We start from the raw sequence: 11,197 nt of genomic DNA on the forward strand, positions 1-11,197 counted from the left end.
AAACAAGATTGCTCCAAGGGTAAGTCTTACTATTCGCATGTATAAACACTCGGCTTGGTGAAGTTTTCATCTCACAGTTTCGCCCAAAGATGCACATTTGCCAATATGAAAAATGTAAATGTTTGTGCCCGATCTTTGAATAACTGGGTGTTGGGTATTCTTAAAGATTGTCGAATAAGTAAGCGGTTAACACCTTCGGTGGGCACAATGCCCTAATTGCGGTGGAAAGCAGGGATGAAATAAAGTACAAAGATAAAAAAGGCGTACGCTACGAACTAGTGGCTAAACTGCCTAGAAGGTAACTGAGACATGGGTATCAAGTAGCAGTACTAGTAAGAACAGATAACGATAATAATGAGAGTAAAAATGGCAGAACAACCAGAAAACCAACCAATCAGTGATGAAGAACGCGCAACGTGGGTACGAGAACAGTTTCAAAAGGCAAACAAATTTTTAGCGGAAAATGGCGTGTTGTTTGATTCTGTTATTACCGAAGAAAGTCGTTATTTAATGCCGTACCTTGCAGTTTGGAAAATTAGAGCAATGGACAGTAAACGCTATTGGGTTATTAGTGGTGATTTACCTTCTGATTACACATCAGTCGATAACGCCAAAGACGCCAAGGACGTACTGCGTCACTTTGCTATGCATTGGCAGTTGAAAGCAGAAAACCTCATTAATGCAGAGGGCGCAGACGATACTCAAAAGGCGTTTGGTGCTTTACTAATTAATCGTGCTGAAAGCTTGTTTGCCATGCAGAACGCGCCAGATCTTTGGAACTAATTCCAGGCAATAGCCTGTATTAGTGAGACGTTTTGTAAATACATAGCTTAATGAAGTTGAGTCACGTCCGGAAGAGGAAATCGCTCTGCCGGACATTTTAGGCGCTGTCTTGGAACGCCTGCGTCCATAAATACTTGCCCGTCGGGAATAAAACCAATGGATTGGTGATAGGACACGCTTTCTAAATTGCAGACTACTTTGATAATGGGGACGTTGTTTTGCTTTGCCGTGTTAATCAGCGCTTCAAACAAAGCGCGATAAACAGGCAATGTTCTGTGGCAGCGCTTAACAGCAATTCGGCCTAGTTCGCCTCGTTTGGTTAAGCGCCCAGTGGCAATGGGTTCGTTTTCATCATTGACGATAAGCACATGGCACGCCGAACTGTCGTGTTCGTCAAACTCGCTTGCCTCGGGGACGCGCCACTCTAAAACAAATACATGTTCCCTTAGTGCTTTCAGTCGATGTTTATCCTTTTCCCAATCGACGTTTTGTATCGTAAACGCCATACTTACCTGTTAACCTTCGAACCATTCCCAGTAACCATTATTGATAAGTGTAGTTAAGGTTTCTAAAAATGTAAAAGAAGGCGCGTCTTGGCAACACGTTGCGTTCAAAACGCCTCCTGATGCCAGCACTTCAAACCATTCTTGGTCACTTTTGCCAAATTCGAACTGACTGCCATTTACAAAGAGTGCGCGAGGAAGACCACGCTTACCGTCACATAGTAATGCACGCACACCCGGTGCAGGAACAAAGCTAATGCCTGCGGCAAACTCATTTGAAATTTGCTCTAGCGATACTTCGTCTTCTAGCGGATATTCAGGAATGCCTTGTTCACTCATGGCTTCTAGAAGTGCCAAAGTAAAGTCTTCACCGTTTATCGCATCTATGAGCTGCTGCTTAAGAATGGCAACATCGCTTGGATTTACCCAAGCACGATTGCCTTGCATAGAGCGGCTTGCATCGGTAAAGCGATAATTATGTGCGCCTTTATCCAACATCATCGCCAGGCTTTCCGCTAGTTGCAGATTGTCCGGAGCACGATAACCCACAGAGTAGGTGAGGCTATCTTCAATTGTCGCTCCATCATGAGGCCAGCCCGGTGGTACGTACACCACATCGCCAGGCTCAACCACAACATCTATAACAGGGTCGAAGCCTTCAATTTGTCTTAATTTTGGATGTGGAAAAACTTCTTTATAGTCCGCCGGCTTGCCCACACGCCAGCGTCTTCGGCCCTTACCTTGAACTAAAAATACATCATATTGGTCGATGTGAGCACCAACGCCTGCACCATTGGTGGCGAAGCTCACCATCAGGTCGTCCAATCGCCAATTAGGGATAAAAGAAAAGGGATCTAGTAGAGGGGTTACGTCGGGCACATATTTATCTACGCCTTGAACTAGTAATGTCCATTTGCCCTGACATGCTTTGTCAAAATCGGTAATTGGCCCTTGTTCAACATGCCAGCTGCCTTTCACGTTGCTAATAATACGTGCATCCACTTCCGACTCTTGTGCTAGACCGGCAAGATCGTTCTCATCGATAGGATCTACAAAGTTGTCAAAGAAGTGTTTGATGACTACCGGCTTTTGCTGCCAGTAGTTTTTTAGAAAGGTTTCTGCATTAAAGCCGTTTCCAGATTGTGCATCAATAATGTACGAATTGTCGTTAGTGGGCATAGTGTCTCTTATAGTAAGCCAATTAAATGGGTTTAATCTGTTGATTTAAGTATTGTGCGTGGCGTTACAAATATGCGGTAAGCGTTAGCACTTTGTCAAAAGCGAGGTTGAAGCTTATGCGCGGCATTATCGATTATTGAAACGTTTATTGCTACCTTGCATTTGCTTCACCTGATTCAGTAGGGAGAGCCGAATTCATAACGGTTCGCATAGATAATTACCCACTCAGCGAAACTTAACATGTTCGTACTCGCGGCGAGTTACTGCAGGTGTAATTCATCTAACTTAGAAATCACGTGCTTTTTAGCTCAATGTTTACATGGCATGGGTGGTTATCAGATGCGCTAGACAGGAGTTAGCAAACGTATGCGCTCATTAGCATTGTTTTCGTGTGCAGCTGTTTTGGTAGGAATGTGGTTTCTTTGCAATTTTCGCTACACATTTTTGACTCACTGAGTTTCCGCTTGTCGTGTTCACGCGTTGAAAGCTCAGTGTTAGCGTTTATATTTGAACCACAAGTGAAATACGTATTAAAGGAACAAGGGTTATTCGCACTCGCGCTAGAGTGATGAATAATCTGTCGTTTAACCAGGCTGTAAGACTTCTCACAAATAGCAATTGTATTAGGTGCTGTGTATTGCTCTAACATTGCAGCCCTATTTACCGTAGTCCCCCAAATATCAAAGCCTGCAAGCGGGCGAGAAGATTGGCCGGCAAGTATAGAGCCTGTCGCAATGCCAACTCGCAGTTGGCTTGAAGATGAAGCTAAAAGGTCGTTGCTATTTACAAGCTCGCGAGCGCGAAATGCGAATTCGATGGCGTTCACCAGAGCGTTCAAAAGCGAGTGTGTTGTACTGCTATGTTCGCCGCTAAAACCAACCGCAATATATTGATCGCCGTTGGTTTTTAATGGCGAAAGGTGTAAATCAGCGGCAAGCACATCGAATTCAGAAAACAGGCTATCTACAAGTCTGGCGCATGTAATGTCGCCATATTTAACTGAGAGTTGTTGGAAGCCTGATAGGTCACAAAAAATGACGACGGCATTTTTTATACAGCTTTTTAAATTCGTGGCACTACTTTTGGTTTCCTCCGTTGTACTTAAGACCTTCGAAACGGTGGGAGAAAGTACAACACAGTGTTTTTCCTGCAATGAGAAAAGAGTGTGGTTCGTGTTGCGTAAATCCATTTGCGTGCTCCCACGGGTATGTGAAAATTCAATGTAGAGAAATTTAGGAATAAAAAAAACGCGGTACTAATGACCGCGTTTTTCAGTGTAGTGGAAAGCGTAAGGGCTTATAACTGATCTACAAGCCTGATTGCATCGCCAATGTATGTAGCAGGCGTTAATGCCTTAAGCTCTGCTTTGGCCGCTTCTGGCATATCTAGGTTATCAATAAATTCAGCAATGACCTCAGCGTTTACTTTCTTACCACGGGTCAGTTCTTTTAGCTTCTCGTATGGCTTTTCAATACCGTAACGACGCATAACAGTTTGAATAGGCTCTGCAAGCAGTTCCCAATTGTTGTTTAGCTCGTTAAGTAAGCTTTGCTCATTAACTTCTAACTTGCTGATACCTTTCAAAGTAGCCTGATACGCAATAACCGCATAACCTACACCGACGCCAAGGTTACGTAGTACGGTTGAGTCAGTAAGGTCACGTTGCCAGCGAGAGATAGGAAGCTTAGCTGCTAAATGGTCAAAAATAGCGTTCGCCAGACCTAAGTTACCTTCTGAATTTTCGAAATCGATAGGGTTAACTTTGTGTGGCATGGTAGAAGAGCCGATTTCGCCAGCTACCGTTTTTTGCTTGAAGTGACCCAGTGCAATGTAACCCCAAACGTCACGGTCGAAATCGATAAGAATGGTGTTAAAGCGCGCAATGGCATCAAACATTTCTGCAATATAGTCATGCGGCTCTATTTGCGTAGTGAACGGGTTCCAGGTTAGACCTAGTGAGGTAACAAACTTCTCTGAAACTTCGTGCCAATCTACATCTTTATACGCTGACAAGTGTGCATTGTAGTTACCCACTGCACCGTTAATCTTACCAAGTAACTCAACACCTGCGATTTGGCTACGCTGACGCTTTAGGCGAATAGCCACGTTTGCCATTTCTTTACCCATGGTGGTAGGTGAAGCAGGCTGACCGTGAGTACGTGCCATCATAGGTACGTTCTGGTAGCGCTTAGCAAGCTCTACTAGCGCTTCAATTAATTTGTCACAGTAAGGAAGAATAACGGTCTCGCGGGCTTCGCGAAGCATTAAGCCATGTGAAAGGTTGTTGATGTCTTCAGACGTACACGCAAAGTGGATAAACTCATTTACTGCTGAAAGCTCACTATTGTCGGCAACCTTCTCTTTAAGAAAGTATTCAACCGCTTTCACATCGTGGTTTGTTGTGCGCTCGATTTCTTTGATGCGCATGGCATCTTCAACACTAAATTCAGCTACTATTTTGTCTAGTAGTGCATTTGACGTGTCTGTAAAAGCAGGAACTTCTTCAATTTGTGGGTTAGTAGACAGCATTTGTAACCAACGTACTTCTACTTCTACACGGTATTTTAATAAGCCGTACTCACTGAAAATACTGCGTAATTCTACGCTTTTGCCAGCATATCGACCATCGACAGGGGAAATTGCAGTTAACTGACTCAGTTCCACCTTAAGCTCCTCACTAGTTTATTAATCGTAGTGCTTTAACAGCACTGTTAAGAATGTGTTTGCGTTTAAATAAAATGTTTCTTCGTTTTCCACCCATCTGACGCCACATTACTGCAGCCCTAACACCTGCAAGCAAAAGCGCACGCACTTTATGCTGAGTAGCAGGTTGGCTTAAATAATCTGGGTTACCAGCTACCTGAATACGCGGTGCTAGCGGACTGATGATATCGCTGTAAATGCTCGCTAAAGAGGAGACTATTTGTGGGTTTTGGAAATCGATGTGAGCAAGCTGGCGCTGAACATGGGAAATACGTTCGCCCAGTTCCTGCATTGCTTTAGGCTTTCTCGCTAGCTTTCTTTCAAGGCCTAGAATACTAGCTATATAGCGGGTTAATTCCGTATCTTTTGTTGCTTGTTTGTCAGATAGCTGTGCTGCGAGTGTGGTGTAACCGGTTTTTAAGTTAGCGAGCTGGCCGAAAACCTGTTGAGGTGTTTCTGGGTCAGTAACCAGTATGCTCGATAAGCTGGCCTCTATAGCCTCGTTATCGGCAGAACCTCGTCTGGCAAGCTGTTGAACCAGCGCAGCAGCTTGACATACACCTGCAAGTGCTAGGTTATTTTCTATGTCGGTATCTAACATCAGCGAATATAACTCTCAATAATACCGCCGCCAAGGCAAACTTCGTCACTATAGAACACCGCTGACTGCCCCGGCGTTACCGCCTTCTGCGGCTCATCAAACATCACTTCAATGGTGTCGTCTTGAGTTGGCGTTATTGTACATGGGATATCGGCCTGACGATAACGGGTTTTAACTACCGCGCGCACAGGTTCTGTAATTGTTTTTCTATCCACCCAGTGTAGCTGCTTTGCTACCAAGCCTTTCGAGTATAGGCGAGGGTGGTCGGCACCTTGGCCCACAATAAGCACGTTGCGAGCAACATCTTTATCTACCACATACCAAGGGTCGTCACCGTATTTGGCTAATCCACCAATGTGTAAGCCTTTACGTTGACCTAGCGTGTGATACATCAAGCCTTCGTGTTGGCCAATTTCTTCGCCTTCTGCTGTTTCAATAACGCCAGGCTGAGCTGGAAGGTAACGAGCAAGGAAGTCTTTAAATTTGCGTTCACCAATAAAGCAAATCCCGGTAGAGTCTTTCTTATCGTGAGTGATAAGACCTTGCTCCTCGGCAATTTTGCGAACTAATGGCTTTTCGATGTCGCCCACAGGGAAGAGCGTTTTTGCAACATGCTCTTCGCCTAACGTGTAAAGAAAGTAGCTCTGGTCTTTGTTGTTATCAAGACCGCGTAGCATTTGCCATTTACCGTCAACTTCTCGGCGACGAACATAGTGACCAGTAGCAATGTAGTCAGCGCCAAGGTCTTCTGCTGCAAATTCAAGAAACGCTTTAAACTTAATTTCTTTGTTGCACATAATATCTGGGTTTGGCGTACGGCCCGCTTTGTATTCCTCTAAGAAATACTCAAACACGTTATCCCAGTATTCTGCTGCAAAGTTAATGGTGTGCAGTTCAATGCCTAGTTTGTCAGCAACCGCTTGTGCATCTTTTAAATCTTCCGCTGCGGCACAGTATTCATCGTTGTCGTCTTCTTCCCAGTTTTTCATGAAAAGACCTTCAACCTGATAACCCTGTTGTTGGAGTAGGTAGGCTGAAACAGACGAATCGACACCGCCGGACATTCCGACGATCACTTTTTTGCTGGCGTTAGATTCAATATCACTCACTATGGATTGCACACTCATTTGATTAATAAAAAGAAACCGTATTTGTTAAATCAGTCACCAATTAACATGTTGATAAATATGCTAAGGCGCTTACCCACTCAGTGGGCCATACCACTAATCAGCCACTTACAAATCGGCCCGTTTTCGAGGTCGCGGATTTTATCAGATTCCGATAGCTAATTCACATTTAATCCTTATCTGATTAAGTAATTAAATATGTGCCAAGCGGCCGTTGGCCTTTGCTGTAAAAAATTGTCTATATGCAAAGATGAACAGCAACCTTTAACAGCGCTAAAAATCCGTAACGTTTCGGTGCCTCTTTTAGTGTGGCCAAGGAAGGTGATTTCAAGTATTAGAAATTGAATTGCCTTTAAAAGTGAACGTAGCTGCCATTATCAATACCATCAATGGTCCAATTACCCACGCGATATCTGATGAGCCGAAGGGTGGGGTAGCCGACGTGCGCCGTCATACGTCGCACTTGTCTGTTTCTGCCTTCTGTAATGGTAATTTCTACCCAGCTAGTAGGGATCGACTGTCTAAAGCGTACGGGCGGATTCCGCGGCCACACGCTAGGTGCTTCCATGGCCTTTACTTTAGCGGGGCGAGTCATTCCATCTTTTAATTCTACCCCGTCACGCAGCGCCTGCATTGCTTTTTCGTCCATAATACCTTCAACTTGCACCCAATAGGTTTTGCTGGTTTTAGCTTTTGGGTTAGCAAGTTTATGCTGAAGCTTTCCGTCATTGGTGAGTACGAGAAGACCTTCCGAATCTCTGTCGAGTCGTCCTGCGGCATACACACCGGGAACATCAATATAGTCCTTTAGGGTTTCTCTACCGTCTGCATCTGTAAATTGAGAAAGAACTTGAAAGGGCTTATTAAAAAGCACCACTTTAGCGTTTGAAGACATATTACTTCCGCTTGTTTAAATTCAAAATTTCGGGGGGGATTTTACGACAAATGACGATGCTTCGCATGGGAAAATCAACCGCAAATAGTGGTTTGCTCAATGAAGTTTGTCGATAAATTCGGTGATCTTATGAGTTAAGACAATGGTATGACTTGTAACTCAAACTTTCGACCCTATACTAATGGTCGCTCCCATTTTTATAAGAGAGCGCATCTGCATAATTATTAGACAGTTTTAGCAGTGATAAGCGGGCTTGCTTATACATCGTATCTCGAAATTGCGTACGACTAGGTAGTCGAGTGCAAAGCCATGAGATGCATATTGCTAACATAGGGAATTGAATAATATGTAGGGAAGAAAACAGCAAGTGACCTAGTGCTTAATAAAAGCAAAAGGTGGAAAACATCAAATACGTTTCGCAATGACTGTGGGCGTGACATGAACATGTTGCGGGTTGTTGCGACCTAATGGACTAAAGACGACAGTACCCTGTCGAGAAAATTGAGGTATATAATGACCAAGTCTAAGATCATCTACACGAAGACTGATGAAGCGCCAATGCTGGCGACTTACTCACTTCTTCCAATCATCCAGAAGTTTGCTGCGGCTGCAGATATCGACGTTGAGCTAAGCGATATTTCACTTGCTGCACGTGTTTTGGCAAATTTCCCTGAGTATCTTTCTGAAGAGCAAAGAGTGCCAGACGCATTAGCAGAACTGGGTGAGATGACCCAAGACCCGAATGCTAACATCATCAAGCTTCCAAACATCAGTGCCTCAATTCCACAGCTTCGTGCAACTATCAAAGAATTAAACGCTAAAGGCTTCAACGTACCTGCGTTCCCTGATTCACCGAAAACAGCTGAAGACGAAGAAATTCGTGAGCGTTACGGTAAAGTACTAGGCAGTGCGGTAAACCCTGTGCTACGTGAAGGTAACTCGGACCGTCGTGCACCGACAGCGGTGAAGAACTATGCCCGTAAGCACCCGCATTCAATGGGTGAGTGGTCTCAAGCTTCTCGTTCGCACGTAGCGCACATGCGCGGTGGCGATTTCTACTCTGGTGAGAAATCAGTGACGGTTGAGAAAGACGGTCACGTTAGCATCGAATTTACGGGTAAAGATGGCAGCAAGAAAACCCTTAAACCGCGTGTAGATTTGCTAGCTGGCGAAGTTATCGACGGCATGTTTATGAGCAAAAAAGCGCTGTGTGAATTCTTCGAAGAGCAAATTGAAGATGCGAAAAACACAGGCATTCTTTTCTCACTACACGTAAAAGCGACCATGATGAAGGTGTCTCACCCAATCGTATTCGGTCACTGTGTAAAAGTATTTTACAAAGATCTATTCAACAAATGGGGTGACTTGTTTGAAGAGCTAGGGGTTAACCCTAACAATGGTCTTGGTAGCGTTTACGACAAAATTGCGAGCTTACCTGAAAGCCAGCGCTCAGAAATTCAAAAAGATATCAACGCATGTTATGCCGACCGCCCTCCAATGGCGATGGTGAACTCTGACAAAGGTATCTCGAACCTTCACGTACCTAGTGACGTAATTGTTGATGCCTCTATGCCTGCAATGATCCGTAACTCGGGTCAAATGTGGGGGCCAGATGGAAAGGCGCACGACACTAAAGCAGTTATTCCAGAAAGTACTTATGCAACCATTTACCAAGAAGTTATCAACTTCTGTAAAACGCATGGTGCATTCGACCCGACAACGATGGGTACAGTGCCTAACGTTGGTCTAATGGCGCAAAAAGCAGAAGAGTACGGTTCACACGACAAAACGTTTGAACTAGAAGCAGACGGTACTGTGTCGATTATTGACCAAGACGGCAATGTTCTTATCTCTCACGATGTTGAAGAAGGTGATATCTGGCGTATGTGTCAGGTGAAAGACGCACCTATTCAAGATTGGGTTAAGCTAGCAGTAACGCGTTCACGTCAATCTGGTATGCCTGCGGTATTCTGGCTAGATGACGAACGTGCTCACGATGCGCAACTTATCAAGAAAGTTGAAAAGTACCTACAAGACCATGATACCAACGGTCTAGACATTCAAATTATGTCTCCTGTACGCGCTATTCGCTACAGCATGGAACGTGCAATTCGCGGTCTGGATACCATTTCAGTAACGGGTAACGTACTTCGTGATTACCTTACTGATTTGTTCCCAATCCTAGAGCTTGGTACCAGTGCTAAAATGCTATCAATTGTTCCGTTGATGGCTGGTGGTGGCCTTTATGAAACGGGCGCGGGCGGTAGTGCACCTAAGCACGTGCAACAGTTCGTTGAAGAAGGTCACTTGCGTTGGGACTCACTCGGTGAATTCCTGGCACTTGCTGTATCGCTAGAAGATGTTGCTATTAAGCACAGCAACACCAAAGCAAAAGTTATTGCTACTGCACTTGATAAAGCAACGGAAAAACTACTAAACAATGGTAAGTCTCCGCTTCGTAAAGCAGGTCAGTTGGACAACCGTGGTAGCCATGTTTACCTAGGTCTATACTGGGCTGAAGAAGTAGCGAACCAAACGGAAGACGCAGATCTAGCTGCGCAATTTAAGCCAGTGTATGAAGAGTTGTCTGCGAAAATTGACGACATCTTGGCTGAGATTGATGCAACGCAAGGTAGCGCGCAAGAAATTGGTGGTTACTACTACCCTGACGAAGACAAGCTTTTCGCAACCATGTCTCCAAGTAAGACATTAAAAGCTATCTTAGGCGCATAGTATTTTGTGTATATGCGTTAGGCTTAAAGGTCTAGCGCATAGAATAGTATTCTCAAACCTGAGAAGCTATCTCAAAACAACGTTTAAAAGCCCTCTCTTCAAACGAGAGGGCTTTTTTTATGTAGAACCACTATACCTGCGCTAACACGCGGCGATTACGAACATTTTAAACCTAGCTGAGTAGGCAATGGTCTACGCGGACTGGTATAAGGGGTAGGGCGATATACCTTATGTTTTGGAAACGAATGTATAAGCGGGAGATAAAAGGAATAGGAAAAAAGCTCGTTGATTGTCTAATTTGAACTATTACGCAACTTTAATGCACAACGTTAACATAACGTAATGCTTATTTTTGTGGGGAAAATTAAAACGCACTTATCCGCACAGGCGCTTTACTGCACCTACACATTTTGAATGGCAAGAAAAGCAAAAGCCCGACGTAAAAGGCCAGGCTTTAAAAATTCTTTTCTTAACGCTCTGGTTCTTCTTTGAAGCCAATGTTCTCAGCGTGAAGACCTTTAGGCCCTTGCTGAACTTCGAACGTTACTTCTTGACCCGCTTTTAGCGAACGGTAGCCTTCCATTTGAATCGTAGAGTAATGCGCGAAAATATCTTCGCCGCCGTCCTCAGGAACGATAAATCCAAAACCCTTTGCGTTGTTAAACCATTTAAC

At 44.3% G+C, this 11,197-nt stretch carries 10 protein-coding genes; 2 read left to right on the forward strand and 8 right to left on the reverse strand.

The window, feature by feature from the left end:
* Nucleotides 1-366 precede the first annotated feature (366 nt).
* Nucleotides 367-783 carry a DUF4826 family protein gene (locus BIZ39_RS18555; RefSeq protein WP_014949321.1) on the forward strand — a complete coding sequence of 139 codons (417 nt, stop codon included), beginning with the start codon at nucleotides 367-369 and terminating at the stop codon, nucleotides 781-783.
* 47 nt (nucleotides 784-830) lie between these two features.
* On the opposite strand, the gene BIZ39_RS18560 is transcribed toward BIZ39_RS18555, so the two are convergent.
* From BIZ39_RS18560 to BIZ39_RS18590, 7 genes are all read right to left on the reverse strand, one after another.
* Nucleotides 831-1,289 carry a GNAT family N-acetyltransferase gene (locus tag BIZ39_RS18560; RefSeq protein WP_014949322.1) on the reverse strand — a complete coding sequence of 153 codons (459 nt, stop codon included), beginning with the start codon at nucleotides 1,287-1,289 and terminating at the stop codon, nucleotides 831-833.
* 9 nt (nucleotides 1,290-1,298) lie between these two features.
* Entirely contained in the window at nucleotides 1,299-2,465 is a 1,167-nt protein-coding gene (locus tag BIZ39_RS18565; protein WP_039229486.1) for a JmjC domain-containing protein, read from the reverse strand.
* A 355-nt stretch (nucleotides 2,466-2,820) separates the two neighbouring features.
* Nucleotides 2,821-3,654 carry an adenylate/guanylate cyclase domain-containing protein gene (locus BIZ39_RS18570; RefSeq protein ID WP_187447688.1) on the reverse strand — a complete coding sequence of 278 codons (834 nt, stop codon included), beginning with the start codon at nucleotides 3,652-3,654 and terminating at the stop codon, nucleotides 2,821-2,823.
* 107 nt (nucleotides 3,655-3,761) lie between these two features.
* Nucleotides 3,762-5,129, reverse strand: coding sequence for an adenylosuccinate lyase (gene purB / locus BIZ39_RS18575; RefSeq protein WP_039229483.1), 1,368 nt, complete (start codon nucleotides 5,127-5,129; stop codon nucleotides 3,762-3,764).
* A 13-nt stretch (nucleotides 5,130-5,142) separates the two neighbouring features.
* The gene (hflD, locus tag BIZ39_RS18580; RefSeq protein ID WP_014949326.1) at nucleotides 5,143-5,769 is read right to left on the reverse strand and encodes a high frequency lysogenization protein HflD; all 627 of its coding nucleotides are present in this window, start codon (nucleotides 5,767-5,769) and stop codon (nucleotides 5,143-5,145) included.
* Nucleotides 5,769-6,896 carry a tRNA 2-thiouridine(34) synthase MnmA gene (mnmA, locus tag BIZ39_RS18585; RefSeq protein ID WP_044556785.1) on the reverse strand — a complete coding sequence of 376 codons (1,128 nt, stop codon included), beginning with the start codon at nucleotides 6,894-6,896 and terminating at the stop codon, nucleotides 5,769-5,771. The genes hflD and mnmA overlap by 1 nt, the downstream gene beginning before the upstream one ends.
* A 352-nt stretch (nucleotides 6,897-7,248) precedes the next feature.
* The gene (locus BIZ39_RS18590) at nucleotides 7,249-7,791 is read right to left on the reverse strand and encodes an rRNA large subunit pseudouridine synthase E (RefSeq protein WP_014976399.1); all 543 of its coding nucleotides are present in this window, start codon (nucleotides 7,789-7,791) and stop codon (nucleotides 7,249-7,251) included.
* A 513-nt stretch (nucleotides 7,792-8,304) separates the two neighbouring features.
* Here BIZ39_RS18590 and BIZ39_RS18595 point away from each other — a divergent pair.
* Nucleotides 8,305-10,524 (forward strand): NADP-dependent isocitrate dehydrogenase, encoded by a 2,220-nt coding sequence (locus BIZ39_RS18595; protein ID WP_061094909.1) that lies wholly within the window; start codon nucleotides 8,305-8,307, stop codon nucleotides 10,522-10,524.
* Nucleotides 10,525-10,993: 469 nt separating this feature from the next.
* Here BIZ39_RS18595 and cspD read toward each other — a convergent pair.
* The coding region (gene cspD, locus BIZ39_RS18600) for a cold shock domain-containing protein CspD (RefSeq protein ID WP_187447689.1) at nucleotides 10,994-11,197 on the reverse strand (204 nt) is incomplete at its 5' end.

Source organism: Alteromonas sp. BZK5 (assembly GCF_014349115.1).
GTDB classification, from domain to species: Bacteria; Pseudomonadota; Gammaproteobacteria; order Enterobacterales; family Alteromonadaceae; genus Alteromonas; species Alteromonas macleodii.

What these genes read in the sequence shown, in the direction of transcription:
- BIZ39_RS18590 (WP_014976399.1), bottom strand. Translation starts at nt 7,791, where the DNA reads ATGTCTTCAAACGCTAAAGTGGTGCTTTTTAATAAGCCCTTTCAAGTT.
- mnmA (WP_044556785.1), bottom strand. Translation starts at nt 6,896, where the DNA reads ATGAGTGTGCAATCCATAGTGAGTGATATTGAATCTAACGCCAGCAAA.
- BIZ39_RS18565 (WP_039229486.1), bottom strand. Translation starts at nt 2,465, where the DNA reads ATGCCCACTAACGACAATTCGTACATTATTGATGCACAATCTGGAAAC.
- BIZ39_RS18555 (WP_014949321.1), top strand. Translation starts at nt 367, where the DNA reads ATGGCAGAACAACCAGAAAACCAACCAATCAGTGATGAAGAACGCGCA.
- BIZ39_RS18570 (WP_187447688.1), bottom strand. Translation starts at nt 3,654, where the DNA reads ATGGATTTACGCAACACGAACCACACTCTTTTCTCATTGCAGGAAAAA.
- hflD (WP_014949326.1), bottom strand. Translation starts at nt 5,769, where the DNA reads ATGTTAGATACCGACATAGAAAATAACCTAGCACTTGCAGGTGTATGT.
- BIZ39_RS18560 (WP_014949322.1), bottom strand. Translation starts at nt 1,289, where the DNA reads ATGGCGTTTACGATACAAAACGTCGATTGGGAAAAGGATAAACATCGA.
- BIZ39_RS18595 (WP_061094909.1), top strand. Translation starts at nt 8,305, where the DNA reads ATGACCAAGTCTAAGATCATCTACACGAAGACTGATGAAGCGCCAATG.